Below are 26,402 nucleotides of genomic sequence, written 5' to 3' on the forward strand. Positions count from 1 at the left end.
GTCTTGAGGAGATAATGGCGTGAATAAACATAGAAAAAATAAAAATTATTGCGCTGAAATAGCGATGCCAATGGCTTTTTCCCCTAAATGCGTGCCGATAACTGGTCCGAAGTGACCAATCTCAATTTCTGCATTTGGGTATTTCGCTTGAAGCTTCGCTTTTTCTTCTTTCGCTACTTCTAAATTATTGGCGTGGATTACATAAAATTTAACAGGCAATGCGATTTCTTGCTCCCGTTGACCAATGATATCTTCCGCGCGATTGAATGCTTTTTTGCTGGAACGAATGCGCTCGTAAAGCACAATTTTTCCTTGATCAAAGGTCAAAATCGGTTTGATTTTTAATAATCCGCCAATCAAGGCTGCTCCATTGGTTAAGCGACCGCCACGAACCAAGTTATTCAAGTCGTCAACGATCAAATAGGCATAGGTATTGTCTCTGATAGTGTCCAGATGGGAAATGATCTCTTCTACGGTTTTGCCTTGACTTGACAGATCAAGAGCGGTTTCTACCATGTGGCCCATCGGCATACTTGTGATTTTCGAATCGTAAGGAATGATTTGAACGCCTTCGATTTCATCGGTAATTCCATAAAGCGTTCCGATAAATCCAGAGATACCGCTTGATAAGTGGATACTAATGATCGTGTCGTAACCGCGATCTTTCAATGACTCATATAAGGCTAACACTTCTCCTAATACCGGTTGAGAAGTGGTGGGGAATTCTTTGCTGTTTTTCAACAAAGCGTAATACTCATCAGCTTCAATGTCGATGCCCTCATTGTAGACTTTTCCATCTAAAATAACAGGGATCGGTATGATAAACAAATCTTCATGGTTTTTGATCCGTTCCGGCAGATAAGCTGTACTGTCAGTAACAACGGCTAATTTCATTCTTTTTCCTCGTTTCAACAAATTTCAAACGTCATTAATAATATAGCATAAATTTACTTACTTTCAAATGGTTTTCAGAACTTTTCATTCTGCTTACTCATTAAGAAAATTCCTGATCGCTTGTTGATTGGTTTCAAGATTGACGACTAACACACTTCCGGCACTCGCACTTGAACCGTATTGCCAAGAGTCAGCGACTGGGACAGTCAAGCTGTCGACTCCTCCCGCCCCTCGAGCAATCGAGAAGGTATTTTTTAATAGGAAAGACATTGGCAGGTTGGTGGAAGCATAGCCTAAGACTTTTCCAGCTGCATAAGGCAATTTTAAAATAGCTAAAGGATTTTTCATTTCGCTAAAGATCGCATCCATTACTTGCTGCTGTCGTCTTACACGACCGAAGTCACCTTCTTCGTCCATCCGAAAGCGTGCGTATTGCAACAGCTCAAGCCCATTCATTTGTTGTTGCCCTTGCTTGATGGCAACTTCAAGATTTTTACTCATATCTTTTTCCGCGTTGATAGCAACGCCTGAGGGAAACAATGTGTCGATCACTTTTTCAAAGGAACGAAAGTCAACTTTTGCATAATAGTTGGTTTCTAGCCCGAAGTTCTCCGCTAACGTTTGTCTAACCAAATCAGCACCACCAAAGGCATAAGCCGCATTGATCTTGTTTTCGCCATAACCGGGAATCGTAACTAAAGTATCCCGCATAAAGGAAAGTAGCTTCGGTTGCTTACTGGGACCATCTAATTGCAAAACCATAATAGTGTCTGCTCGTCCAGCTTCTCCTTCACGACTATCACTACCAATGAGCAATATATTCCGAGCACCATTTGCAGCGGCCGTACCATTAAAGATCTCTTCATCAGTCGTAGCAAAAGCAGCGTCACTTCTTGCGACTTGCTGACCGACAAGAAACGCAATCAATGAATAGGCAAAAAGCACCAATAGTACCCGAACCACAATACGCAGAACTGGGTGCTTCCGCTTTTTCTTTTGTTTGGGTTGCTTGGTCTTCTTAAGCTTTGACGGTTTTTGTTTGCTTTGTTCCTGGCTTTGATGCATCGCAGGCCTCTGAGCAGATAGCGGAGGGATCGCGCTTTTTCGTCCCTCAGATTTTATTGCTCCTACTTGTGACTGTTCTCGAGAACTTTGAGCCGCACGAGAGTCGCTTGCCCTAGGATGCTCGGTGTTTTGATAAGGAATGTCTCCTACTCGCTCATCAGCAGAAGAAGTAGAATCACTCGGTCTGACGCGCTGGTTTCTTCTTTTGGTTTCTCGACGGGCAAAGATACTTTCTTTGGCTGCCTGACTGGATTCCTTTTCTAGCCGTTCATGCAGTTTTTTATTTTTTTCCATCCTGCTCATTGCTTCTGATCCTCCAACTAAAAAATAGCTCTCTGTCTATAAGGATACCCTAGACCTTATAGAAAGAAAGCTATTTTCTGAAATTTTAACCTTTTTCTAGGAAATTTCTTCATATTTTACCTTAGATGCTTTGATGCACCTTGTCGTATGCTCACAAATCCTGCTTGCTCATAAAATGATTTCACTTGGTTTGCCGACCAAAAGTTTAGTGAGAGATCATCGAAGCCTTTTTCCAGCGCAACGTTTTCAGCAAATGCCAACAATTGTTTTCCAATATGCATCCCTTGGTACCGAGGGTCAACAGCGATCGCTGCAATTTCCAGCCACTTTCGTTCATGCATCATCGCATTTTGGGGCAAACAGACCTCTTGAAGATGCACAAAGCCACAAGGCTGGTCCGCCAACCAAGCGATAAAAAAGTGGTGGCTTGGCTCTTGCAGCTGCTGTGTGATTGCTTGTTCAAATCTTGACTGATCAAAGGGCTTAAAAATCGTTGGGTACCATTGATGGTGCTGTGTTTGGATCTCTTTATGAAACGTTGCTAAAAGGGTTTCATCATGGCTAAATTTTATTTTGACTTGAGTCATTTTTTGTCACTTCCTCAACAACATTTACGGAATACACGCCGAGAAGATGGACTTGACCACCCAACAACTGAATCTCTTCAAAGGCATTTACAATCAGTTGCCACGGCTTGTCCATCACCAGATCGATCACGAAAAAGTATTCCCCTAAGGTGGTTTTTGAAGGCCGCGATTCAATTTTGCTTAAATCAATTTCTCGCCAGCCAAAGGTTGCTAAGATTTTGTGCAAGATCCCCGGTCGATTTGCCGGGAGCGTCACAAAAATCGTTGCTTTCTCAGCAGTCTGCTCTGGTAATTGGGTGTTTGCTGCTTTCTTCGTCAAAACCCAAAAACGGGTTTGATTAAAGGCAACATCTTGAATATTGGTTTTTTTGATCGTTAATTGATAGGCCAATGCCGCTTCTTTGGAAGCAATCGCCGCAACTGCTTCTTCTGGATGTTTTGCTACGTAGGCTGCTGCAGTCGTTGTGGAAGCAACCGCCTCAACAGTAGCTCCAGCAAATCGGGCTTCGATGAAGTCGGCACATTGCGCTAAGGCTTGCGGATGAGAAATTATCTTAGTGATGGGACGGTTGTCTTTTGCTGATTGCTGAGAAACTAACAATTGATGATTGATCGGTAAAATAACTTCCTGTTCGATGCTCAACTGATTTTGACGAAAGAGCGTATCAATCGTGGCATGAACAGATCCTTCTAATGAGTTCTCGTTCGGAACGACCGCGCGATCGATCACGCCGTTAGCTAGCGCTTGAATACAAAGCGGAATCGATCCATAGGGGATACAGGTATTTTCCGGATAAGCTTCTTGCGCAGCTAAATGCGTAAAGGAACTTTTCGGTCCTAAATAACCAATCTTCATTTTATGCACCCGCTTTGATCAAAATTTCCTGTACGATTTCTTCTGGTGCTTTGTTCGTCGTTTCAACGATCAATGAAGCAGTTTCTTCATAAAGAGGGATCCGAGGACGGTAAACAGCCAATATTTCTTCTGGTGATTTTGAGACGACTAAGGGACGAATGCTGCCATTATCCGCCTTTAAGCGATGAATCAGCTCCTCGGGATCTGTTTTTAAATACACGACGAGCGGCATCTCTTTTAAAAGTTGACGATTTTCTTCTTTTAATACGATGCCCCCACCAGTGGAAATAATTTGTTCCTTTGCCAAAGTTTTAGCTAAAATATCCGTTTCGATTTTGCGAAAGGCTTCCTCACCGTGTTGGTCGAAAAATTCTTGAATGGTCATGCCGATCTCAGCAACGATCAAGTCATCAAAATCCACATGAGACTGTTTCGTTTCTTCAGCCAAAAGACGACCAATCGTGGTTTTTCCAGCACCCATAAATCCAATTAATATCACTTTTTTCACTCGCTGTTTCCTCCTTTAGCCAAACGTGCGACATCCTCAAAAAAATCAGGATAAGAAACTGCTACGGCTTCGGCTTTTTCTAATTCTACCTCTTCATCTGTCAATAAGGCGGCAATTTGCAGCATCATGCCGATGCGATGGTCCCCCCGACTTGACACACGTCCGCCATGCAAAAGGGTTGGACCGTTGATGATCAACCCGTCCTCGGTGGGAGTGATGTCCGCCCCAAGTTTTGTCAACTCTTCGGCAGTTGCATCAATTCGGTTGGTTTCTTTTACTTTCAGTTCTTCCGCATCTTTGATCACCGTTTTGCCATGAGCCTGCGTGGCTAACAACGCAATGATCGGCAATTCATCGATCAAGCGTGGGATAATATCGCCAGCGATGGTTACTGCCTGCAAGGTAGAACTTCGAACGGTAAGGTCAGCTGATTGATTCTGATCGTCTTGATTGGAACAAGCAATCGAAGCACCCATCTCCTCTAGCACGTCAAGAATTCCTGTACGAGTGGGGTTGATCCCGACATTTTTTAAAACGATCTCACTTTCTGGCATAATCGCGCCGGCTGTTAGGAAAAAAGCAGCGGAGGAAATATCACCAGGAACAATTACTTCTTGTCCTTGGAGTGTTTGAGGTCCCGTCACAGTGATCGTTTTGCCTTGTGTTGTGATGACGCCACCGAATTGACGGATCATTTCTTCAGTATGGTTACGGCTCGCCTCTTTTTCAATAATCGTCGAGGTACCTTGTGCTTGCAATGCTGCAAAAATCAGCGCCGATTTTACTTGGGCACTTGCTACGGGCATCTGATAATTGATGGGCTGTAAAGAAGCAGTACCATTAACGGTGATCGGTGGGAACTCCGTCTGCTCATGCCCTCTCACATTGGCACCCATTTCTCTTAATGGCAGCATCACTCGGTTCATCGGACGTTTATTCAAAGAGTTATCGCCGAATAAGGTGGTTGTAAATGGCTGTCCAGCCAAAATCCCCATCATTAAGCGAATCGTTGTACCAGAATTGCCGATATCAATGGGGTCTTGGGCAGGCTTAAGGCCATTAAAGCCCTGCCCTTCAATCGTGATCGTCTGACCGTCATCATGGATTGGAACGCCTAATGATTGAAATGCATGAAGGGTGCTATAGCAGTCTTCTCCACGCAAGAAATTACGGACAATCGTTGTCCCTTCGGCTAACGCCCCGAACATGATACTACGATGCGAGATTGATTTGTCAGCAGGGACTGCTATCGTCCCTTTTAGATGTGTTGCTTTTTTTAGTTTCATAACGGCCTCCTATTTTTTTCGACATGAATAGGTCGTCTTTTTTTGAATCAGCTGCTCTGCTTGCAGCAAATCATTTTGCGTTTTGAATGAAATCTGTAAAACACCAATAATATCTTCTCGAGTTTCAAGAATTTTCAAGTTGATCAAAGAGAGCTGATGTTCGCTCAATAGCCCCGTCACTTCAGCGACAACGCCGGGATGATCCGGTACATCGATGAATAGATCATAGAATGCTGGGATCGCCCCATTTTGATGAACCGGCAATTGATCCCGTGTTTCCTTCGCGGATTCAAAAAACCGAAAGATCGCCCGTTCGTCTTTTTTCTGCAACCAGTGAGCCATGGTCGTCATTTGTTTTTGCCACTCATCGATCAGCTGCAGCAGCTCCTGTCGATTACTCAATAAGATATCGGTCCACATACGAGGATCTGAAGAAGCAATGCGAGTGATATCGCGAAAACCGCCTGCTGCAAGTTGCTGTGCTCTAGGGTGTTCGTGGTTGAAGGCATCTGCCTGATTGACTAATCCCGAAGCAATAATATGAGGCAGATGGCTCAACATCCCTGTGATTTGATCATGCTCTTGGGGAGCAAGTGCCACATATTTGGCTCTAGTGCCGCGAAAAAGCTCTTGTAGTTCTTCCACCCGCTGACTTTTCGTCGGTGTGAAGATATAGTAAGCATTCTCGAAAAGGTTCTCATCGGCTGCTGTGATCCCTGATTTATGAGAGCCAGCCATCGGATGGCCCCCAATAAAATCAAAGGAAAAGGACTCGGCAAATTGCGTGATTTCCGCTTTGGTACTGCCGGTGTCTGTTACTAGCACCGAAGGCTTTAATGAAAGTGCCCCCAGTTCGGCAAGATAGTTTTTGGTGATCTCTACCGGCAATGCCAACAAAATCACGTCGGCACGGACAGCACCTTCAGAAAATGAAGGGGGCACTTCGTCTACTAAATTTGTTGCTAATGCGATCTCATTGGTTTCCTGACAATCCCACCCCATCAAATGCACTTGCGGATGTGCCTTTTTGATACATGTTGCTAAGGAAGCGCCGATCAATCCTAGACCGGCGACGAAGATATTTTGGCTCATGAAAAGAATCCTCATTTCTACTGGAATTTTTTGCTGTTTCTTTAATCAGTAGGTTAACAAGTATTCTCGATACGCCTGAACAGATGCGGTCAATTCTTCGAAAGAATCACTTGGAAACTTTTCTAATAGTTCATTGGCCACCACTGTTGCCACCACACTCTCACAAACAACACTAGCTGCTGGTACAGCGGTGCTATCTGAGCGTTCGACGCTTGCTTTATACGGTTCTTTGCTGTCGATATCAACACTTTGCAACGGCTTGTACAAGGTCGGGATCGGCTTCATAACCCCGCGAACCACAATTGGTTCCCCGTTCGTCATGCCGCCTTCAAAACCACCTAGGTTGTTGCTGCGACGGGTGTAGCCCCGTTGTTCGTCCCATAAAATCTCATCCATGACTTTAGAACCCGGTAAAACACCTGCCTCAAAGCCAACACCGAACTCAGCACCTTTAAAGGCGTTGATACTGACCACGGCTTGGGCAATCTTCGCATCAAGTTTTTTGTCCCATTGCACGTAACTGCCAAGACCAGCAGGAACGCCGCCAACAAGCACTTCCACTACGCCACCGATCGTATCACCATTTTTCTTCGTTTGATCGATCAACTGTTTAATTTCTTCCTCGACAGATGGATCTAAGACTCTTACTTCCGAGGCTTCAGAGCGTTGTGCGATTTCTTTGACAGTCAAGCCTTCTGGAATTTCTGCTTTGATGCCGCCTAACATCGTTACATGACCTGCCACATCGATGCCAAGCTCCTTCAAAATTTTCTTCGCGATTGCGCCGATGGCTACCCGCATAGTCGTTTCCCGGGCAGATGAACGTTCCAGGACGTTTCGTAGATCTTGATGGTGGTATTTCATGCCGCCGACCAAGTCAGCATGACCAGGTCTTGGTCGTGCCACTCGTCGTAGTTTGCGGTCTTTTTCTGGTACCTCTTCGATTGCCATGACCTTGGTCCAATTTTTCCAATCTTTGTTCTCGACCACTAAAGTCACAGGAGAGCCTAATGTTTTTCCATGACGGATACCGGAAGTGATACGGACTTGGTCTTTTTCAATCAACATCCGTCCCCCACGACCATAGCCGGTTTGTCGTCTCGCTAATTCAAAATTGATGTCTTCTGCTGTTAATGGCAATCCTGCCGGTAACCCTTCGATAATGGCGGTCAACTCTGGTCCATGTGATTCGCCTGCTGTAATATAACGCATGATCCGTTACCTTCCTTTCTTATACTAGGTAGTCTTTGATTTTTTCAGTCGGGATCGTCACGATTTTCGCCTGACCGATCGCTTCTAATAGAATAATCTTCAATTGTTGCCCGCGGGCTTTTTTATCATGAGTGATTGCTTGGTATAATTGCTCTTTATCTATTTCCCTTGGTGTAATCGGCAAGTGAAACTTCTCAACCATTTCTGTAAGTTGCTGGGTCGTACCTTTTGGTGTTAATCCGGTGACTTCTGCATGTCGGGTGATCATAATCATCCCCATCGCAACGCCTTCTCCGTGACTTGTCTCAAAAGCAGCCGTTCTTTCTAAGCCATGACCGATCGTATGACCGAAGTTCAGTGTCAGACGACTACCATGATCAAAGGGGTCTTCTTCCACTACTTTTTGTTTAACCTTTAAAGAAGCTGTGATCACATTTTCAGCGTGGGCCAACAAATCGGCTTCATCTTTCAAACCTGCTAACGTTTGCCAAAGTTCAGGATCTGCAATAGCGGCTGACTTGATGATTTCAGCAATGCCTTCTTGGACGCGTTTAAGGGGCAAACTTTCAAGTAAATCTGGATCGATCATCACACCGGCTGGTTGGGCAAACGTGCCAACGAGATTCTTGGCACTGCCAGTATTTACAGCTGTTTTTCCGCCGATACTTGAATCGACCTGTGCCAATAACGTCGTCGGAATCTGCAAGAAATCAATGCCGCGCATATAAGTAGAAGCAACAAATCCTCCGAGATCACCGATCACACCGCCACCAAGGGCAATGATCCCATCGCTTCTGGTCATTCCGAATTGGGCAAGACCATCATATAAACTAGCTGCTTGCTCTAGTGATTTGCTTTTTTCGCCGGCTGGTACGACTAACAGTGTTGCCTCAAACCCTGCAGTGATTAAGGAATCGACGATTTGTCCGCCATACAGGGGTGCGACATTGCTGTCTGTAATGACGGCAATGCGCTGTTTGTCCCACAACTGTTGCACCCAGGTTCCGACTTTTTGAAACGCCCCTCGTTTAATGAGGATATCATAGGAATGGTCTTCTAAGTGAATGTGTAACATTGATTTTTGCACCTCTTTTATTGGTTGTCTTCACGCTTAGTCTTGCAACGCTTTGATTTCTTTCATCGCTTTTTCCATGATATGGACTTCTTTCATCATGTTCATGTACGTTTTTTCGTTAAGTGATTGAGGACCATCAGACCAAGCATTGGCTGGATCTGGATGGATCTCTACGATCATCCCATCGGCGCCGGCAGCAACACCCGCTCTTGCCATTGGTGGTACGAGATCCCAGATACCTGTTCCATGACTAGGATCGACGATGATTGGGAAGTGGCTCAGTTTTTTGATGATTGGTACTGCACTTAGATCAAAGGTATTACGGGTTGCTGTTTCGTAAGTTCGGATCCCACGTTCAATGAAAATCACTTCACTTTTATCTTGAACAGCGATGTATTCCGCTGCATTCAACCATTCGTCGATCGTGCCTGAGATGCCTCGTTTAAGGCCAATTGGTTTCCCAGTTTTTCCAACGGCAGCTAGCAATTTGAAGTTTTGCATGTTCCGAGCACCAATCTGCAAAATATCACTGTATTCCGCCACCATATCGATATGTCCTTCGTCCATGACTTCTGTGATGACTTTCATGCCAGTTTCATCAGCAGCTTGGCGAATGTATTTTAGCCCTTCTTCTTCAAGCCCTTGGAATGCGTAAGGCGACGTGCGGGGTTTGAAGGCACCACCACGTAAGATTTGTGCACCACCAGCTTTGGCGATTCGGGCACATTCACGAATTTGGTCTAAGCCTTCAATCGAACATGGACCAGCCATCGTAACAAAGTTGCCGTCACCGATTTTCACACCATCTACATCCACAACCGTATCTTGCGGATGGAACTCACGAGAGGTCAATTTGTAAGTATTTGAGATCCGAATGGCATCTTCGACACCTTCGTAGCTGCGAAAAGCAACATCTTGGATGCGGCGTGTATCCCCTTTTAACCCGATAACGACCTGTTCTTTTCCTTGGTTGACTTGAACATCTAAGCCTTCTTTTTTGATTCTAGTTACAACAACTTCAACTTGTTCTGGCGTAGCGCCTGGTTTCATAATTACGATCATTTTTTCTTCCTACTTTCGTTTTTTCTAATTTTTTTATTTTTTACATGGATTCAATAAGTGCTTTTACTTTTTCAACAGGCATTTCTTGGCCTGTCCAAAGTTTAAATGCAGCTGCACCTTGATACAGCAACATGCTTAAGCCGTTTGCAGTTTTGGCACCAACTGCTTTCGCATCTTTCAAAAGCTGCGTTTCTCTTGGATTATAGATGACATCATAGACAGCTAATGATTCCCGCAAGAGTGTTTTGTCTTTTAGAGGACTTACCGTATCATTCGGCTTCATCCCCACGCCAGTAGCATTAACTAAAAGACTGCTTTGATCGATGGCTGTTTTTAGAGCCGTCTGATCTTCTAAATCCGTTAATGTGATCTCAGAGGCGGTCTTTTCTGCAATCTGTGTCAATTTTTCCTGGATGATTGGATAAAACTCATCCTTGCGGTTAAAGACACGGATTGTTTTGACACCATCTAGTGCAGCTTGACTAATGATTGCTGTCGCTGCTCCACCTGCACCGATCACAGTCATCGTTTTTCCAATGATCGACACTTGAATGTCTTCAAGTGCGCGCATAAAGCCGATACCATCTGTATTGTGCCCAATCAATCGCCCCTCTTGATTGACGATTGTATTGATTGCGCCGATCAGCTCGGCTGCTGGTGAGCATTCATCCATCAACGGTACTGCTGCCATTTTATGGGGCATTGATAGATTGACACCTAAGAGATCCAACTGACGGATGCTTTGGATACTAGCGGCTAAATCATCCGGCTCAACATCAAAGGCCAGATACACGGCGTCGATCCCTTGTTCTTCAAAAGAAAGATTGTGCATCGCTGGAGAGATGCTGTGTTTGGCTGGTTTGGCAAATAGTGCCGCCAACCGTGTGTGACCGGTTATCATTTGTTTCATCTGGTTCATTCCTTTCAACAAAAAAAGATGTCCACCGTAAATTTAAGAATCTACAGTGAACACCTTCAAACATTACATAGCGACAGCGCCGATATGTGAATATAAAAAATAGCCACTATAGATTTTACGATCTACGTGGCTGCGAATTCATTACGAAATGCTCTAGCCATCATAGATACAAACTTAGCGTTTGTATCCATGCCTTCATGAATACAAACCTATCTAAAATAGCTAAAGTAATATTTATTCAGTTGTGTGGGGTTCGTTAGCAATAATTTTTGCATAGTCCTTCGCTCCAAACTGATGTAAGATTGACCTAAGTATAGGTTTAACTTTGAAAGATGTCAATGATTTTTTCTTATTTTTTTCATTTATTTGATTATATTTTTCGAAAACACTGTTCTATCAAGGGTTTATAAGTCGTCTTCAAAGAACAGTAACAGTTCTGGTAAACTTAAGCGAGCTTTTTCATCTGCTGAAAGATCCTTGACGATTTCCCCTTTTCTGAGCAGGATCAGGCGGTCTCCGTATTTTAATGCATCTTCCATCCGATGGGTGATCATGAGACAAGTTAGGTTTTGTTCTTCCACGCGTCTTGCAGTGATTTGCATCAGCTGTTTGGAGGTCTTTGGGTCTAACGCAGCCGTATGTTCATCTAGCAACAACAGTTTTGGTGTTTGAATCGTTGCCATCAATAAACTTAGTGCCTGTCGTTGACCACCAGATAAACTGCCCGTTGGCGTATCCAAATGATTTTCCAACCCGTTGCCGATTTCTTTACAAAGCGCAAAGAACATTTCCCTTTGTCCTTGGAGTTGTCGAAGACCAAGTGACCGTTTTTGCCCTCTTTTTTGTGCTAACAGCAGATTTTCTGCCACTGTCATACGTGGAGCCGTCCCCATTTTCGGGTCTTGGAAGACACGTGCCAAAAAGCGGGCGCGTTTTTCTTCCGAAAGTGCGGTCACGTTTTGATCATCGATCATCACTTGCCCACTCGTCAAGGGCATGGTGCCTGAGATGCAGTTGAATAACGTACTTTTGCCGGCGCCATTTCCTCCGACGACCGTGACAAATTCTCCTGGTTTTAAAGAAAGATCGATTTTATTCAAGAGCACTTTTTTCTCATTCGGTCCGTTGCCGACAACTTTAAAGGCTTTTTTTAAGGCTAACATTATTCATCCTCCGTTTCAAAACCAGTGCGTAGATGCAAGGCTTGTTTAAATTGAGGGATCAACAGGCAGATCGTCAAGACGATTGCAGAGAAGATCTTCAAGTAAGTCGTATCAAATCCAGCTTTGATCACAAATAGGATCAATAATTGGTAGATAATGCTGCCGATCACGATAGCGATCAGACGTTCCAGCAAGGTCAATTCACCATATAATACCTCACCAATGATGATTGACGCCAGTCCGATAACGATCACACCGATTCCCTTGCTTATGTCGGCGTAGCCGTCGTTTTGAGCGATCAATGCGCCTGAGAGTGCGATCACGCCATTGGAGACGATCAGTCCAATGATTTTCATTCGATCCGTATTGATCCCCATTGACTTGGCCATGTGTTCATTATCCCCGGTAGCAATATAAGCTTGACCCAAGTTGGTATGGAAAAAGTAAACCAAGACGCCCCCAATCAACAAGACCATGATCAATCCGATAATCACCGTATCATAATAATTCGGTAAATTCATTCTAGTAAAAAAATCTTGAATTTTCGGTTGGTTTAATAAAGAGAGGTTTGGTGAGCGCATCACAAACAGCATGACCGAGTTCAATGAAGACATCACCAAAATACCTGCTAAAATCACGGGAATTTTGCCTTTTGTATAAAGAAGTCCTGTCACACAGCCCGCACACATCCCAGCCAATACTCCTAACAAAGTCGCTAAGACGGGCGACACCCCATGGGTGATCGCTGTCACACAGACAGCACCGCCTAACGGAAAGGACCCTTCCGTCGTCATATCCGGGAAATTCAAAATACGATAGGTCATAAAAATCCCTAATCCCAGGATTCCCCAAAGTAGCCCTTGCCCTATTGCTGAAACAATCATCATTCTTCCTCCATATTCTTACAAGTTTTCTCTTTCAAGACTCTCTCGGTGATCGCAGGTGATTGCTGTTCCTAATTGTTACTCATCACTTGCTTCACTTTCCGGTGTCGTTGTAATCAATTTTGCCTCGTCTTTGAGGTTTTCTGGGATAGTGATTCCCAATAACTGCGCTTGTGTTTCATTAATGATCGTTTCGCCATCGCTGAATGTATAGATCGGCGTTGTCGCAGGTTCGGCCGTCCCGTCAAGAATTGCTGCCACCATCTTCCCAGTTTCGACCCCAATCGTAAATTGATCTTGCCCAACCGTTGCTAAGCCGCCTTGTTCCACCATCGTATCAACAGACGTGATGATGGGCGTTTTTGATTTATTGGCTTCTTGTACTACCGTCTGCATTGCGTTTGCAATCGTATTATCTAACGGAATATAGATAAAGTCGACTTCTCGTGCCATCACTTGCACCATTTGAGCAATTTCGTTACTTGAAGGAACGGCATACGATTTGCTGGTCAAGCCATTTTCTTCGGCAGCAGCTTCTGCTTCTGCCACTTGGTATTTCGAATTGTCTTCGGTCGAAGAATACAAAATGCCGACTGTTTTTGCCTCCGGTAGCAAATCTTTTGCTAGTTTGATTTGCGCAGCGACGGGTGCTTTATCTGAAACACCAGTGATATTTCCGCCGGGTTGATCCATATCTGCCACGAGATTTGCCCCAACTGGATCAGTGACCGCTCCTAAAACGATTGGTACATCCTGAGTGACATTCGCCAACGCTTGTGCTGCGGGTGTTGCTACCCCAACCAAAACGTCGGCATCTTTATTTAGCAGCTGCTGACTCATCGTTGCCAATTTACTTTGATCCGCTTGGCCGTTTTGGAATTCGATCGTCAAGTTGTCCCCTTCGGTATAGCCTGATTCTTTAAGGCCTTCTTTGATCCCCTCGGTGATCGCATCTAACGCTTCATGACTGACAAACTGCAGGATCCCAACTGTTTTTTCAGCTTTTTCTACTGGTTCCGAAGTCTCACTGGCTTGATTGGTCCCACTTCTCATTCCTAACTGATAGACAAAGGTCGCTCCTAAAAATAATAAAATAACGGCAACCGATGCAATTAATCCCTTGTTTTTCATTTTTCATTCTCCTTTTTCTGCTTACGTTTTTCGTGTTTTCGTTTTTACGGTTTTTGAGAACAAAAAAAGCAACTGCCTATGTGACGGCAATTGCAAGTAAGCAAAAGCCGCATAGAAGGTTGTCCTATGCGGCGATAAATTCAACTACCAGCATAGATACAGCACTTTAGAAGGTTCTCTAAAAAGTTGTATCTATGGAATGAGGTCCCATCAATACAACTATCTACGCCAGTTTTGCCATGATTTCACTTGCAATGGAATAAATAGTTTCATGATTGTTCCTCCTTCTCAACTTGTTTTCTTTCTTGATTGAATTCAGTTTAGCCTATTGATAAAAAAACGTCAACAATTTTCTGTCAAATTGTCAGATTTTTTTATCAATCATTGGCAGAAGAACGAATCGTCCACATGGGTAAACGATTCAATTCTGGGATGAATTCCGTCGTTGGCTGCTCAAATGAATCAAAAGTAAAGCGATTTTTCTCGACTCCTTCTTCATAGAAGACAAAGGTCACTTTATCAGGATCAATGTCATATTCATTGGAGAAAAATGCCACGTCATAGACGATCGGATAATAAAAAAATGTTCGATTCATTTCGTCTTCCTGTGCTTGGATCAGATCAAACACTTGATCCAGCTGTGGGCCATTTGGTTTACTGTACATCACAGAAATCGCTCTTGTTTCGCGAATCGTCTTATCAGCTGTCAAATATGGTAATGGCTGTACTTTTTCCGAAGGTAACTTGTCGAAAGCGATTCGATCCACTAAAGAGGCGTTGATGCGATTTTGAGAAAAAACGATCAAGCCTGCAAAAACCAGCGCGAAAAGAATGCCTCCGATCAGCGTGAAAATCGTTTTTTTCTGATCTCGGTATAGATCATCTAACAAAGCCTGCCAGCTTTCCACTGTTTTTTCTTTCGTGTAATGAACAAAGTTCCTAACTTGTTCCATAATTTGCCCACCTTTTTTAAAAATCCTACTATTAATTCATACTATCAATTCCCTTCTAGAACGTCAAGAAACTTCACATTTCTTCGATAATTCGGTAAGATAAAAGAAAACGGTAAAGGAGTCATTATGCATAATCTAGCTAGTTCTTTGATGACTGGAGCCAACCCAATCTTCGATTTCATTGTTGTCTGTTTAAACTTTCTCTCCATTTTCGTCATCGTTTGGGGTGTATTGATCGCAGGCATTGATTTCGTGCGCTACGAATTAACAGAAAAGGACCGTTTGGTGGCAGCCAGAGAGAATAATTTTATCCGCAATTATTTAGGGAGTTATGTCTTATTAGGTCTTGAGATCTTGATTGCAGCAGATATTATTGAGACGATCATCCACCCTACTTTCGAAGACATCGTACGTCTAGCTGCAGTCGTTATTATTAGAACAGTCATCTCTTATTTCTTGAACAAAGAAATTGAGCGTGCACTGCAAACCACCGATCACCAACCTAACAAGAAAAAGGAAAGCTAGCTGCCATGGCTTTTCTTTGGATTCTTCGGTATAATAGATAGGAATATTTGACATTGGAAGGATCAATCCCTCAGTCAAACTATCCTTATAAGAAAAGAGGGAAACAATATGTCTTTTGATGGTGTTTTTACCCATTTAATGGTCAAAGAATTACAAAATCAATTAACCAGTGGACGTGTGAACAAAATTCATCAACCTTATGAAAATGAGGTCGTATTTGTGATCCGTGCCCAAGGGAAAAATCATAAACTTTTGCTATCCGCACATCCCACCTATGCTCGTGTGCAATGCACAACGATCGCCTATAGCAATCCAGAAACCCCACCGAATTTCTTGATGATGCTGCGGAAATATTTAGAAGGGGCGATCTTAGAATCAATCGAACAAATCGACAATGACCGTGTGATCCATTTTCATTTTACTCGACGAGATGAACTAGGTGATTTACAATCCCTCGTCTTGATTGTCGAATTGATGGGCCGTCACAGCACGATTTTATTAATGAATAAGATGAGCGGAAAAATTGTCGATACAATCAAACACATTGGTCATTCACAAAATACGTATCGTACTTTATTACCGGGTGCTACTTATATTGCACCACCAAAGCAAACAACACTTAATCCTTTTACAGCCTCTCGCACCAAAATTTTTGAAGAATTATCGACCATCGATCCCTTGACGGCAAAAGAACTTCAACAACGATTCCAAGGCTTAGGCCGCGATACAGCAGAAGAATTAATCGCTCGAATCAATGCCAATCCCAATGAAAAACTGCGTCAGTGGGAAGCTTTCTTTACAGAGCTTACCCAGGAGCTAGCACCAAGTTATCTCCAGTCAGAGAAAAAGGAATATTTTACACCAATTCCCTATCCATCATTGATCGATGCGACCACCACTGTCACCTCTTATCAGAGTCTGAGCGAGCTTTTAGATGCGTTTTATCACGACAAGGCGGAAAGAGATCGGGTCAAACAACAAGGTGGCGAATTACTAAAGAAGATTGAGAATGAACTGAAACGGAACCAATTGAAGTTAAAGAAACGCCAACAAACGTTAATCGATTCAGAAAACGCCGAAGAATTTCGTCAAAAAGGTGAGCTTTTGACGACCTTTATGAATCAAGTCCCCCGTGGTGCTGCTTCAGTTGATTTGGAAAATTACTATGATGAGAATCGGCTTTTGACGATCAAATTAGATCCCGCTCTTTCTCCCAATCAAAATGCTCAGAAATATTTTCAACGTTATCAGAAATTAAAAAATGCAGTCAAATTGGTCCATCAGCAGATTGCCGAAACGAAAGAAGAAATCGCGTATCTCGAATCCGTGTTAGCCCAATTAGAAATCGCCTCTCCAATGGATCTGGCGGTTATTCGGGAAGAACTGATTGCACAAGGCTATGTCAAAAATCGGACGAAACAGCGTAAAAAAGCCGCTCCTTCGCAACCAGAACGATTTCTTTCTTCAGACGCAACAGAAATTTTCGTTGGAAAAAACAATTTACAAAATGACCAACTGACCTTAAAAACAGCTCGTAAGAGTGATATCTGGCTGCATACCAAAAATATTCCTGGCTCTCATGTCATCATTCGTTCGGATGATCCTAGTGAGACAACCTTAATGGAAGCTGCAGAGCTTGCCGCATATTTCTCAAAATATCGTCAATCTGCCCAAGTACCGGTGGACTATGTGCAAGTCAAACATATTCGGAAACCGAATGGTGCCAAACCTGGATTCGTCATTTATGAGAATCAAAAAACGCTTTTTGTGACACCTGATGAGGGAATTTTGAGATTAAAACAGTCCTAGCTGCTCCTCAGTCTATTCGGATCAAAAAATCATAGTGTAATCAATAAAAGAACCGACCACAAAAGCGCTGCGAAACTACACGCGCTTGTGATCGGTTTTTATGCTTTTCCTTCTATCTACTGCTCTTTCAGCGACAATTTTGCTTAGCTTGAAACACAAAAGGCAAGCCTTCTCAGAATTTAGCCATCGACGTATCTGCTAGATCCGATAGAATGGCATTCGAAAATCACCGTGAGAAAGTAGCTTCTGCTAGCTAATAAATTCCACCATCCTCCATAGTGACTTTCTTCTCGAAATCAAAATGATACAGCTTTTCCCAGTGATTGATATTCAACGTTCCTTTGGTCAAATGGATTGCTAGAAAGCAACAGCCTTTATCATTCTCATTGTTGACTTCGTCGTACCAGACAAAGGCTTTGCGAATTTTGCATCTTAATTCTGCATTTTTAGGGTCTAGCACCCAACCTAAATTCTCCCCTTGACCGACCGCAGTATACCATTCACCGCTAACAGCAATGGAAACTGCTGGGTTCTTTTTGATTTGCTTGATTTTATTGGATTGCTCGTGTGTCGACACGTAAAAAACGCCCTCTTCATAAAAAGCATCAACTTCTCGAACGACTGGTTGTTTGTGTCCCTCTACAGTTTTGTCACAAGCTGTCGTCGCAAGGGCAATCACATTGTCTTTAAAATGTCCGAATTTTTCTTCAAGCAGCTTTATTCCTTCTTCATACTGGTGGGTCATTATTCTGTTCCTCCTTGCATCTTAATTCTTTTTTTAAAAGGAATCCATAATTCGACATGAACCACATGATTTTCCCCTTTTCGATAAAGCTCAGGAAAAAAATTCTCAGCAATCCAGCCATTTTTCTTGAGCCAAAAACGGGTATAACGCATCGCCTTTCCCATATTGATGATCAGTTGCTCTGAGACCGTATCAAAACTGCAAACAATATACTCACGTTCTGGTAAAGTCCATTCAGTGCAGTTGAGAAATTGCGAACCATCAGATATTTGACCAACAAAATAACTTGAATAGCCTTCAGGCGCATCTCCCGGAAATGAAACACCGATCAGGCAATGATCGGTGCGAGGCTGATTGGCAGTCTTTTGATAAAAATCATGCCAAATATCATCAATCGGATCAATCCCTGTTCGTTGGCCCAGCATTTTTCCATACTTAAATGGATAGTAACCAACAACGCCACAAAAAACCAGCGGTTGCTGATTTCGCTTCTTCTGAATCTCCAAAACGACTCCTTCGCTGATCAATGGATTGCCTTCTTCTGTGACAATATACCCTAAAGATAGATCCGGCTTATCAAAATTTTGCAAGCCGATCGGCGCTTTTTGGTAAAGAGAAGGTGAAAGTCCATAAACGGTCTTAAAGGTTCTTGAAAATACTGCATGGCTGCTAAAACCAACCTCAAAAGCGACCTCAATGACTCGACTTTTTCTGTCTTTTAATAAAACAGCGGCTCTGGCCAGACGACGCAGTTTTATATATTCCCTAACAGAAATTTTAACTAAGCGAGTAAATAAGCGTTGATAATAAAATACAGAAAGTGATGCGACTTGTGCTAACGTTTCGATCTCTAGCGACTCAGCAAGATTGTCTTCGATAAAATCGATGGATTTTTGGATTGCTTCCCATGCATGCATATGGATTTCCTTTCTTTCACTATAAAATACTCAGCCAAAAAAGCTTTACCGTGTCTGCTCTTTTTCCAAAAAAAACTATATTTGTATTTATTTTCACAATGCATTAACCGCCGAGAATCAGCTTATTTAATATTTTAGCATAGCCTTCATGGTCCTAGAATATAAAAATAAAAAAAGACGAAGAGTTTTCGTCTTTTTCTAGTCAATGAGATTCTAAAAATTCTAACATCATTTTTATAGATTACCCTTACGAAGTGGTTTCTATACTGCCCATCAAATGAAGTCAGTGATAAACACTACGTAAAAGGATCTATTTTTATAAATTAATAGAAATAAATAGGCCGATCTTTGCGGTCTTGTAATGGGCGATTATTGTTTTCTAACACTTCTTCCCGGAATTCCAAAATGAAGCGGCGGCTCATCTCCCCGATCCAGTCAAAGACGAACCAATTGATTGGCCCTTTGGTTGGCGGTGTCGTCAACGAACCCACATAATGGAAATGGTGGGTGCGTTCTGGTAAGAACATAGTCGGATCAAACCATTGCGTATGGTTTTCAAAGTCCCAGATGCTGTCGTCTTGCTGATTGCAGATCCAGTTGAGCTTATCCGTCAATTTGAATAAGATACCCACAACCAAGTTTTCTCCGTCCTCATTCATATGGACGAGATGAAACTCTAATTCTTGCTGTTCATCATCGATAATATGTTCAGACGGCATGTGGAAATGAATATCCGTCAAATAGTAGTTGATCCCTTTAAATGTGACATAACTTTCTTTGTTATATGGAACGAAGTGAATCGTATTTTTGAATTCTTTTTCCGTGAACCGCTCTCGTTTATAGTGAAAAGCCAAGTCCTGATCGATAGGTTCTTCGGTTTCATCGTGAACTAAAGCAATTGGGGATTGGTAAGGAAATTCGGCGCCTTGTGCATACCAATCGCACAAAGTGTGCCAATGTTCAGGTCCATTGTCTCCGGAATAACTCCAGGGAACATCCATATTTCTTTTCAAAAAAACAGCCTCCTAATTCAAGTTGACAGCAAGGAATAGCCCTTCCTATCAAAAAAACTTTCTCCCAATGCTATCAGAAAATAGGTAAAAATAAAACGAATATGCTTGGTCATTCCCTCACATATCCGTTTCTTATTTCAATTCCTTATTCACTCAACCAAGCAGCAGGATCTTTTCGCCACTCTTGTAACAGGGCAACATCAGACTCTTGAATAGCACCCGTTTCTAAAGCCGACTCGATCAACGCTGTATAGTTTGTCAAAGTCACATAGGATAGACCTGCTTGGTCAAAATTCTCTTGGACTTGAGGCAGCTCGTAAGTAAAGATCGCAGCGACGCCTAATACGTCGGCTCCTTCTCTTTTGGCTGCTTCACAAGCTTCTAAGACACTGCCACCTGTTGACAATAAATCTTCAATGACGACCATTTTTTGATTTGGCTGAATACGACCTTCAATTTGATTGCCTTTGCCATGTTCTTTTGCTTTGCTGCGAATATAAACCATTGGCAAATCTAACAATTCAGCGACCCAAGCAGCATGGGGAATCCCGGCTGTTGCGGTCCCTGCAATCACTTCTGCTTCGGGATAAGTCTTTTTGATGACTGCAGCTAAGCCTTTCGCAATGGCGCGACGTACATGAGGATAACTCATAGTGATTCGATTGTCGCAGTAAATAGGGCTTTTGATGCCGCTTGCCCAAGTAAATGGTTCATTCGGTCGTAAAAAAATCGCCTCGATGTCTAAAAGATCTTTGGCAATTTGATTGGATTGTTCTTTCATTGGCTAGCTTCCTTCCATTCTTGTTTTATTTGCAGATAACTTTCATACGGTGTCTTAGACTGGGTGATTGGACGTCCCACAACGATCATGGTAGCCCCCGCATTGCGAGCTTGTGCAGGTGTCATGATCCGTTTTTGATCGCCAACTTCACTGCCAGCTGGTCGGATACCAGGCGTCAAGCGTATGAAGGCATCGGTTGTTCTTTGCTTGATCTGTTTTGCTTCGTGTGCGGAGCAAACAACACCGTCTAATCCAGCTTTTTGGGCACAAGTGGCGTAATGGATAACACTTTCTTGCAGTGACGTCATGATCTGCTGATCATGATGCATTTGTGCCTCACTAGTGGAGGTCAATTGGGTAACTGCAATCAAATCAGGGACTTTGTCTCCTGCGGGGGTTCCTTGTTGCAGACCTTTTTTAGCAGCAGTCATCATTTCGATCCCGCCGGCTGCATGAACATTCGTCAAAGCAACACCTAAAGAAGCTAAGCGCTCCATTGCTCGTCCAACAGTATTAGGGATATCATGTAGTTTTAAATCTAAAAAAATGTCATGGCCAAAGGATTTCAACCAAGTGACGATCGCTGGTCCTTCTTGGTAGAAAATCTCCATTCCAACTTTTACAAATAATTTTTCTCCCGCAGGAAATTGCGCTAAAAATGTTTCAATAGCCTGTTTGTTGGGGAAATCTAAGGCAATAATTGGTCGTTCACTCATCACACGTGCTCCTCTCTCACTTCTTTTATCAACTGTTCCAAAGAAGTGATCCCTAATTCTGCCATTCGGATAGGCAATTCTTCAATCAATTTTGGGCAAATGTAAGGATCGGTAAAGTTTGCAGTTCCTACTGCAACTGCACTTGCACCTGCCAGATACATTTCAAGTACATCATCCACTGACATCACGCCCCCCATGCCAATAATTGGTAATTGAGAAACTTGCGCCACTTGTTTGATTAGGCGGATCGCCACTGGTTTGATTGATGGACCAGACAAGCCCCCGGTTTGGTTGGCTAAAATCGGTTTTCGTGTTTTTAAATCGATCCGCATGCCCAAAAGCGTATTGATCATCGTAAACCCGTCGGCGCCGCCTGCTTCGATCGCTTTTGCAATTGGGACAATATCCGTCACATTCGGCGAAAGTTTGACATAGATCGGCACTTGCGAGACTTTTTTGACCGATTCAGTCAATGCACCAGCAACCGCAGGATCGGTTCCGAAAGTGATACCGCCATGTTTGACGTTAGGGCAAGAGATATTCAGTTCGATCGCTTTGACATTTTCTGCCTGACTGATTTCCTGACACACAAGAACGTAATCTTCGACGGTCGAACCAGCAACGTTTGCAATGATCGGTAACTCTGGATGTTTTTGAGCTAAGTCCGGCAATATTTGATTCATGACCGTTTCTAACCCAGGATTTTGCAACCCGATGGCATTTAACATACCACTAGGCGTTTCCGCTACCCTTGGGGTTGGATTGCCGAAACGTGGTTCAGGTGTGGTCGCTTTGATCATCACCGCACCTAATTGACTGATGTCATAATATTTATCATATTCTGCACCAAACCCAAAACAGCCGCTGGCAGGCATGATCGGATTTTTTAGACTCAATCCGGGTAGCTCGACGTTGATCGACATTAAATGACCACCTTTCTCGCCTGAAATACAGGCCCTTCGTCACAAACTTTGACACTTTTTGTACCTTGTTCGTCATCTTTCGTATGGCAAACACAGGCATAACAGGCACCCATCCCGCAAGCCATTCGCGCTTCCATGGATAATTGAACATCTGAAAGGTCTTCGAAAAGCTGGGCGGTGGTTTTTAAAAGACCGTTATTTCCGCAGGCAAAGACTGCCGCAGGTGTTTGCTCTGCAGCTAATAACAGGTTGCCAACATTTCCTTGTAAACCAGCGCTGCCATCATCGGTAGCGATCCTCGTATCTCCCAGTGCGCGAAATTCCTCTTCATAATACATGACGCCTTTGCTGGCAAAGCCCAAAAAGTGAATGACGTGGATCCCTTGTTGCGTCAGACGTTTCGATAGTTCGTAGAGCGGCGGTACACCGATACCGCCACCTACGATAAATGCAGTGTCCCCTTGGTTTAAATGATGATAGCGAAACCCATTTCCTAACGGCCCCATCACATCGATTGGATCACCAACGGTCATTTCTGAAAAAATTCGTGTGCCATCTCCTTCGACCCGGTAAATGATTCGGCATTCTTTTTTCTCAGCATCGATATGATTGATACTGATCGGTCGGCGAAGAAGAAAGGCATTTTGAGGAACCCGCAGGTGCAGAAACTGCCCTGGGGTCCTCATCTCATTGACTAATTCACCAGTCAATGTCATTTCAAAAATCCGTGGTGCCAGTTGACGCTGTTTGCTGATGGTCATGATTTCTTGCTTCATCAAAAAACTCCTTTATCTGCGTTAAATTGCTTTTGTTGAAAAACTGCGGGATTCCATCACTTTTAGAATTGCATCCGCTGTATCAAGAGAAGTAAAGGTCGGTACACCATGCTCCACTGCTTCTCGGCGAATGATAAATCCGTCTTCCGTTGCATTTTGGCGATCTTTGTCCATGGTATTGACTACTACTTGGGTCGTTCCTTTACGGATCAAATCAACAACCGTTTCTTCTGCTTGTTGATCAGAGATTTTAGCAACTCGTGTCACTTGCAGGCCTTTTTCTTCAAAGTAATCAGCGGTTCCATTGGTAGCCATTAAGGTGAAGCCGACCTCTACGAAACGCGCCGCCAGTGCTGCTGCCTCTTCTTTGCTTTCGTCTGCAACGGTGAAAAGTGCTTTTCCAAATTCAGGAATATGCAGGCCTGATGCCTCAAAAGCTTTATAAAGTGCTTTTGCCAAATCTTTGTCTGATCCCATTACTTCACCCGTTGATTTCATTTCAGGGCCTAAGTAAGTATCGACTTTTAAAAGTTTTGTAAAGGAGAAGACAGGTGCTTTGATGTGTACTTCATTTGGTGTTGGAGCAAGTCCGTCTTGATAACCTAACGCTGTGATCTCTTCCCCGAGAATCGCCTTCGTGGCAATTTGTGCCATTGGGATCTCTGTTACCTTGCTTAAAAATGGCACGGTTCGGCTAGCACGAGGATTTACTTCAATGACATACACTTTGTTCTCATGGATGACAAATTGGATATTCATCATACCGATACAATTTAAACCTAATGCCAAGCGTTTGGTATATTCTTCGATCGTAGCAATTAGTTCATCCGAAAGATTTTGCGGTGGATAGACCGCCATTGAATCTCCTGAATGGACCCCTGCACGCTCGATATGTTCCATGATTCCAGGAATCAAAACAGTTTTGCCGTCACAGATAGCATCGACTTCACATTCTTTACCAACCAAGTAACGATCGACCAAGACAGGATGTTCTGGTGATGCTTTCACTGCATGACGCATATAATCTTCTAAATCGGCTTGGTTTTCCACGATTTCCATCGCACGTCCCCCTAAGACATAACTTGGGCGGACTAAAACAGGATAGCCGATTTTTTGTGCGATGGCGATCGCTTCTTGTTCGTTCGTCGCCGTGTCGCCTGGTGGTTGCGGAATATCTAGTGCTTGTAATGCTTGCTCAAAGAGATCGCGGTTTTCGGCACGATCAAGATCTTTAATGCTGGTGCCTAGGATTTTGACTCCGGCTTTCACCAAAGGTTCGGCTAAATTGATCGCCGTTTGCCCGCCAAATTGGACGATGACCCCAATTGGCTGTTCCAAATCGATCACATGCAAGACATCTTCTAAGGTCAACGGTTCAAAATACAGCTTGTCGGAGATAGAAAAATCAGTCGAAACCGTTTCAGGATTACTGTTCATGATGATCGCTTCATAGCCAGCAGCTTGGATCGCTTTCACCGAGTGCACTGTTGCATAGTCGAACTCCACCCCTTGTCCGATTCGGATCGGTCCAGAACCTAGGACAAGAACAGATTCTTTTTCACTGCGCTTGCTTTCATTCTCAAACTCATAGGTGCTATAGAAATAAGGTGTTGCTGATTCAAATTCTGCGGCACATGTATCTACCATTTTGTAGACGGGCAAAATCTTTTGCTCATGACGCAGCGTGCGGATCTCAGCTTCCGTGGTTTCCCACAGCTCAGCGATCTTTTTATCCGTAAAGCCGTTTTGCTTGGCTTTTTTCAACACATCAAGGGAATGTGGTTCGTTTGCTAATGCTTGTTCGATCTCAAAGATGTGAAGCATTTTATCTAAGAAGAATAAATCGATTTTCGTCATTTCATTCAAATCTTCGATAGTATACCCTCTTCGGATGGCTTCCATGACGTAGAACAGGCGATCATCTTGGGCCTTGATGACCTTCTCCATCAGATCATTGTCAGAAAGAGCTTCTAGTTCTTTCATTTCGATATGATGTGTGCCGATTTCCAATGAACGAACAGCTTTCAGTAATGACTCTTCAATATTACGACCAATGGCCATCACTTCTCCAGTTGCTTTCATTTGTGTTCCTAATCGACGTTCCCCCGTTTCAAACTTGTCAAACGGCCAGCGAGGAATTTTTGCCACAACATAGTCAAGGGCGGGTTCAAATTCTGCATAGGTGGTTTCTGTGACTGGATTTTTCATTTCATCCAATGTTAAACCGACGGCAATTTTCGCTGCCAGTTTGGCAATTGGATAACCTGTTGCTTTACTTGCTAGTGCAGACGAACGAGAAACCCTTGGATTTACTTCAATCACATAGTAATTAAAGCTATGTGGATCAAGTGCCAACTGAACGTTACAACCACCTTCTATTTTTAATGCGCGAATAATTTTTAATGACGCATCTCGCAACATTTGGTATTCATGGTCTGACAGTGTTTGACTAGGGGCAAAGACGATGGAATCGCCGGTGTGGATGCCGACTGGATCGAAGTTTTCCATATTACAAACAACGATCGCGTTGTCTGCAGAATCCCGCATCACTTCATATTCGATCTCTTTAAACCCAGCAATACTACGTTCAATCAAGCATTGGGTCACGGGCGAGAGCTTCAAGCCGTTTTCAGCGATTTGGCGTAATTCTTCTTCATTGTTACACATGCCACCGCCCGTTCCTCCTAGCGTAAATGCTGGACGAACAATGATTGGAAAGCCGATTTTTTTCGCAAATTCAACTGCTGCTTCCACCGTTGATACGATTTCGGATTCTGGGATCGGTTGATCCAATTCTTCCATTAATTGTTTGAATAAATCTCGATCTTCTGCCTGATCGATTGCCGCTAATTTGGTTCCTAGCAACTCAATTCCTAATTCATCCAAAATACCTGAGTTGGCTAATTCCATCGCCATATTCAAGCCCGTTTGTCCGCCTAATGTCGGTAAAATTGCATCAGGCTGTTCTTTACGTAAAATCCGTGAGACAAACTCAAATGTGATTGGTTCAATGTAGACTTTGTCAGCAATTTCTTTGTCCGTCATGATCGTTGCGGGATTCGAATTGACTAACACCACTTCGTAGCCTTCTTCTCGTAAAGCTAAACAAGCTTGTGTACCGGCATAATCAAATTCTGCCGCTTGTCCTATAATAATCGGTCCAGAACCGATTACCATGATTTTCTTGATATCTGTACGTTTTGGCAT

The 26,402-nt window shown here is 43.3% G+C and carries 25 protein-coding genes; 2 read left to right on the plus strand and 23 right to left on the minus strand.

Features of this window, described 5'->3' with window-relative positions:
- Positions 1 to 45 precede the first annotated feature (45 nt).
- The 15 genes from IGI88_RS16040 to IGI88_RS16110 form a co-directional block, all read right to left on the minus strand.
- A complete protein-coding gene (locus IGI88_RS16040) occupies positions 46 to 894 on the minus strand; it encodes a DegV family protein (protein ID WP_005235946.1) in 849 nt (282 codons plus the stop codon).
- Positions 895 to 987: 93 nt separating this feature from the next.
- The gene (locus IGI88_RS16045) at positions 988 to 2,262 is read right to left on the minus strand and encodes an LCP family protein (RefSeq protein WP_429960792.1); all 1,275 of its coding nucleotides are present in this window, start codon (positions 2,260 to 2,262) and stop codon (positions 988 to 990) included.
- Between the two features lie 116 nt (positions 2,263 to 2,378).
- Positions 2,379 to 2,849 (minus strand): GNAT family N-acetyltransferase, encoded by a 471-nt coding sequence (locus tag IGI88_RS16050; RefSeq protein WP_429960793.1) that lies wholly within the window; start codon positions 2,847 to 2,849, stop codon positions 2,379 to 2,381.
- The gene (gene pheA, locus IGI88_RS16055) at positions 2,824 to 3,705 is read right to left on the minus strand and encodes a prephenate dehydratase (RefSeq protein ID WP_086295403.1); all 882 of its coding nucleotides are present in this window, start codon (positions 3,703 to 3,705) and stop codon (positions 2,824 to 2,826) included. The genes IGI88_RS16050 and pheA overlap by 26 nt, the downstream gene beginning before the upstream one ends.
- Position 3,706: 1 nt before the next feature.
- Positions 3,707 to 4,213 (minus strand): shikimate kinase, encoded by a 507-nt coding sequence (locus tag IGI88_RS16060; protein ID WP_008379901.1) that lies wholly within the window; start codon positions 4,211 to 4,213, stop codon positions 3,707 to 3,709.
- On the minus strand, positions 4,210 to 5,499 hold the full coding sequence (gene aroA, locus IGI88_RS16065) for a 3-phosphoshikimate 1-carboxyvinyltransferase (protein WP_429960794.1): 1,290 nt from the start codon (positions 5,497 to 5,499) through the stop codon (positions 4,210 to 4,212). The genes IGI88_RS16060 and aroA overlap by 4 nt, the downstream gene beginning before the upstream one ends.
- 9 nt (positions 5,500 to 5,508) lie before the next feature.
- A complete protein-coding gene (locus tag IGI88_RS16070; protein ID WP_008379898.1) occupies positions 5,509 to 6,591 on the minus strand; it encodes a prephenate dehydrogenase in 1,083 nt (360 codons plus the stop codon).
- Between the two features lie 45 nt (positions 6,592 to 6,636).
- Positions 6,637 to 7,803: a chorismate synthase gene (aroC, locus tag IGI88_RS16075; protein WP_016620144.1), complete on the minus strand. Its 1,167-nt coding sequence runs from the start codon at positions 7,801 to 7,803 to the stop codon at positions 6,637 to 6,639.
- Positions 7,804 to 7,822: 19 nt separating this feature from the next.
- Entirely contained in the window at positions 7,823 to 8,878 is a 1,056-nt protein-coding gene (aroB, locus tag IGI88_RS16080; RefSeq protein WP_016611764.1) for a 3-dehydroquinate synthase, read from the minus strand.
- Between the two features lie 36 nt (positions 8,879 to 8,914).
- Positions 8,915 to 9,940 carry a 3-deoxy-7-phosphoheptulonate synthase gene (gene aroF / locus IGI88_RS16085; protein WP_005226100.1) on the minus strand — a complete coding sequence of 342 codons (1,026 nt, stop codon included), beginning with the start codon at positions 9,938 to 9,940 and terminating at the stop codon, positions 8,915 to 8,917.
- 40 nt (positions 9,941 to 9,980) lie between these two features.
- Complete coding sequence (locus IGI88_RS16090; protein ID WP_034872642.1) at positions 9,981 to 10,850, minus strand: shikimate dehydrogenase; 870 nt, start codon at positions 10,848 to 10,850, stop codon at positions 9,981 to 9,983.
- Between the two features lie 413 nt (positions 10,851 to 11,263).
- Complete coding sequence (locus IGI88_RS16095; protein WP_005235966.1) at positions 11,264 to 12,022, minus strand: ABC transporter ATP-binding protein; 759 nt, start codon at positions 12,020 to 12,022, stop codon at positions 11,264 to 11,266.
- A complete protein-coding gene (locus IGI88_RS16100; protein ID WP_008379889.1) occupies positions 12,022 to 12,906 on the minus strand; it encodes an ABC transporter permease in 885 nt (294 codons plus the stop codon). The genes IGI88_RS16095 and IGI88_RS16100 overlap by 1 nt, the downstream gene beginning before the upstream one ends.
- A gap of 78 nt (positions 12,907 to 12,984) precedes the next feature.
- Positions 12,985 to 14,037, minus strand: a complete 1,053-nt coding sequence (gene trpX / locus IGI88_RS16105) for a tryptophan ABC transporter substrate-binding protein (protein ID WP_010748363.1) — start codon at positions 14,035 to 14,037, stop codon at positions 12,985 to 12,987.
- 377 nt (positions 14,038 to 14,414) lie between these two features.
- A complete protein-coding gene (locus IGI88_RS16110) occupies positions 14,415 to 14,990 on the minus strand; it encodes a hypothetical protein (protein WP_005235969.1) in 576 nt (191 codons plus the stop codon).
- Between the two features lie 126 nt (positions 14,991 to 15,116).
- Between IGI88_RS16110 and IGI88_RS16115 the strand changes: the two genes are divergently transcribed.
- Both IGI88_RS16115 and efbA read left to right on the plus strand, forming a co-directional pair.
- Positions 15,117 to 15,515, plus strand: a complete 399-nt coding sequence (locus IGI88_RS16115) for a DUF1622 domain-containing protein (RefSeq protein WP_005235970.1) — start codon at positions 15,117 to 15,119, stop codon at positions 15,513 to 15,515.
- 108 nt (positions 15,516 to 15,623) lie between these two features.
- Positions 15,624 to 17,324, plus strand: coding sequence for a fibronectin-binding protein EfbA (gene efbA, locus IGI88_RS16120; protein WP_429960795.1), 1,701 nt, complete (start codon positions 15,624 to 15,626; stop codon positions 17,322 to 17,324).
- Positions 17,325 to 17,577: 253 nt separating this feature from the next.
- Here efbA and IGI88_RS16125 read toward each other — a convergent pair whose 3' ends face one another.
- The 8 genes from IGI88_RS16125 to carB form a co-directional block, all read right to left on the minus strand.
- Positions 17,578 to 18,069, minus strand: a complete 492-nt coding sequence (locus IGI88_RS16125; RefSeq protein ID WP_429960796.1) for a pyridoxamine 5'-phosphate oxidase family protein — start codon at positions 18,067 to 18,069, stop codon at positions 17,578 to 17,580.
- The gene (locus IGI88_RS16130) at positions 18,069 to 18,986 is read right to left on the minus strand and encodes a helix-turn-helix domain-containing protein (RefSeq protein ID WP_005235975.1); all 918 of its coding nucleotides are present in this window, start codon (positions 18,984 to 18,986) and stop codon (positions 18,069 to 18,071) included. The genes IGI88_RS16125 and IGI88_RS16130 overlap by 1 nt, the downstream gene beginning before the upstream one ends.
- A gap of 323 nt (positions 18,987 to 19,309) precedes the next feature.
- Positions 19,310 to 19,987 carry a carbonic anhydrase family protein gene (locus tag IGI88_RS16135; protein WP_016620153.1) on the minus strand — a complete coding sequence of 226 codons (678 nt, stop codon included), beginning with the start codon at positions 19,985 to 19,987 and terminating at the stop codon, positions 19,310 to 19,312.
- A 157-nt stretch (positions 19,988 to 20,144) separates the two neighbouring features.
- The gene (gene pyrE / locus IGI88_RS16140; RefSeq protein WP_144330363.1) at positions 20,145 to 20,780 is read right to left on the minus strand and encodes an orotate phosphoribosyltransferase; all 636 of its coding nucleotides are present in this window, start codon (positions 20,778 to 20,780) and stop codon (positions 20,145 to 20,147) included.
- Positions 20,777 to 21,496, minus strand: a complete 720-nt coding sequence (gene pyrF, locus IGI88_RS16145; protein WP_008379878.1) for an orotidine-5'-phosphate decarboxylase — start codon at positions 21,494 to 21,496, stop codon at positions 20,777 to 20,779. The genes pyrE and pyrF overlap by 4 nt, the downstream gene beginning before the upstream one ends.
- On the minus strand, positions 21,496 to 22,419 hold the full coding sequence (locus IGI88_RS16150; RefSeq protein WP_008379876.1) for a dihydroorotate dehydrogenase: 924 nt from the start codon (positions 22,417 to 22,419) through the stop codon (positions 21,496 to 21,498). Before IGI88_RS16150 ends, pyrF begins: the two co-directional genes overlap by 1 nt.
- The gene (locus IGI88_RS16155) at positions 22,419 to 23,195 is read right to left on the minus strand and encodes a dihydroorotate dehydrogenase electron transfer subunit (protein WP_429960797.1); all 777 of its coding nucleotides are present in this window, start codon (positions 23,193 to 23,195) and stop codon (positions 22,419 to 22,421) included. Before IGI88_RS16155 ends, IGI88_RS16150 begins: the two co-directional genes overlap by 1 nt.
- Positions 23,196 to 23,216: 21 nt before the next feature.
- Positions 23,217 to 26,402, minus strand: coding sequence for a carbamoyl-phosphate synthase large subunit (carB, locus tag IGI88_RS16160; protein WP_008379870.1), 3,186 nt, complete (start codon positions 26,400 to 26,402; stop codon positions 23,217 to 23,219).

Source organism: Enterococcus sp. AZ179 (genome assembly GCF_050498885.1).
In the GTDB taxonomy this organism is placed as follows: Bacteria; Bacillota; Bacilli; order Lactobacillales; family Enterococcaceae; genus Enterococcus_D; species Enterococcus_D entomosocium.

What these genes read in the sequence shown, in the direction of transcription:
- aroF (WP_005226100.1), bottom strand. Translation starts at nt 9,940, where the DNA reads ATGATCGTAATTATGAAACCAGGCGCTACGCCAGAACAAGTTGAAGTT.
- aroB (WP_016611764.1), bottom strand. Translation starts at nt 8,878, where the DNA reads ATGTTACACATTCACTTAGAAGACCATTCCTATGATATCCTCATTAAA.
- IGI88_RS16150 (WP_008379876.1), bottom strand. Translation starts at nt 22,419, where the DNA reads ATGTCGATCAACGTCGAGCTACCCGGATTGAGTCTAAAAAATCCGATC.
- IGI88_RS16110 (WP_005235969.1), bottom strand. Translation starts at nt 14,990, where the DNA reads ATGGAACAAGTTAGGAACTTTGTTCATTACACGAAAGAAAAAACAGTG.
- IGI88_RS16070 (WP_008379898.1), bottom strand. Translation starts at nt 6,591, where the DNA reads ATGAGCCAAAATATCTTCGTCGCCGGTCTAGGATTGATCGGCGCTTCC.
- trpX (WP_010748363.1), bottom strand. Translation starts at nt 14,037, where the DNA reads ATGAAAAACAAGGGATTAATTGCATCGGTTGCCGTTATTTTATTATTT.
- IGI88_RS16155 (WP_429960797.1), bottom strand. Translation starts at nt 23,195, where the DNA reads ATGAAGCAAGAAATCATGACCATCAGCAAACAGCGTCAACTGGCACCA.
- IGI88_RS16135 (WP_016620153.1), bottom strand. Translation starts at nt 19,987, where the DNA reads ATGGATGTTCCCTGGAGTTATTCCGGAGACAATGGACCTGAACATTGG.
- IGI88_RS16050 (WP_429960793.1), bottom strand. Translation starts at nt 2,849, where the DNA reads ATGACTCAAGTCAAAATAAAATTTAGCCATGATGAAACCCTTTTAGCA.
- IGI88_RS16040 (WP_005235946.1), bottom strand. Translation starts at nt 894, where the DNA reads ATGAAATTAGCCGTTGTTACTGACAGTACAGCTTATCTGCCGGAACGG.
- pyrE (WP_144330363.1), bottom strand. Translation starts at nt 20,780, where the DNA reads ATGAAAGAACAATCCAATCAAATTGCCAAAGATCTTTTAGACATCGAG.
- IGI88_RS16130 (WP_005235975.1), bottom strand. Translation starts at nt 18,986, where the DNA reads ATGCATGCATGGGAAGCAATCCAAAAATCCATCGATTTTATCGAAGAC.
- IGI88_RS16125 (WP_429960796.1), bottom strand. Translation starts at nt 18,069, where the DNA reads ATGACCCACCAGTATGAAGAAGGAATAAAGCTGCTTGAAGAAAAATTC.
- pheA (WP_086295403.1), bottom strand. Translation starts at nt 3,705, where the DNA reads ATGAAGATTGGTTATTTAGGACCGAAAAGTTCCTTTACGCATTTAGCT.
- IGI88_RS16115 (WP_005235970.1), top strand. Translation starts at nt 15,117, where the DNA reads ATGCATAATCTAGCTAGTTCTTTGATGACTGGAGCCAACCCAATCTTC.
- aroA (WP_429960794.1), bottom strand. Translation starts at nt 5,499, where the DNA reads ATGAAACTAAAAAAAGCAACACATCTAAAAGGGACGATAGCAGTCCCT.
- IGI88_RS16100 (WP_008379889.1), bottom strand. Translation starts at nt 12,906, where the DNA reads ATGATTGTTTCAGCAATAGGGCAAGGGCTACTTTGGGGAATCCTGGGA.
- IGI88_RS16095 (WP_005235966.1), bottom strand. Translation starts at nt 12,022, where the DNA reads ATGTTAGCCTTAAAAAAAGCCTTTAAAGTTGTCGGCAACGGACCGAAT.
- IGI88_RS16090 (WP_034872642.1), bottom strand. Translation starts at nt 10,850, where the DNA reads ATGAAACAAATGATAACCGGTCACACACGGTTGGCGGCACTATTTGCC.
- aroC (WP_016620144.1), bottom strand. Translation starts at nt 7,803, where the DNA reads ATGCGTTATATTACAGCAGGCGAATCACATGGACCAGAGTTGACCGCC.
- carB (WP_008379870.1), bottom strand. Translation starts at nt 26,402, where the DNA reads ATGCCAAAACGTACAGATATCAAGAAAATCATGGTAATCGGTTCTGGA.
- efbA (WP_429960795.1), top strand. Translation starts at nt 15,624, where the DNA reads ATGTCTTTTGATGGTGTTTTTACCCATTTAATGGTCAAAGAATTACAA.
- IGI88_RS16045 (WP_429960792.1), bottom strand. Translation starts at nt 2,262, where the DNA reads ATGAGCAGGATGGAAAAAAATAAAAAACTGCATGAACGGCTAGAAAAG.
- pyrF (WP_008379878.1), bottom strand. Translation starts at nt 21,496, where the DNA reads ATGAGTGAACGACCAATTATTGCCTTAGATTTCCCCAACAAACAGGCT.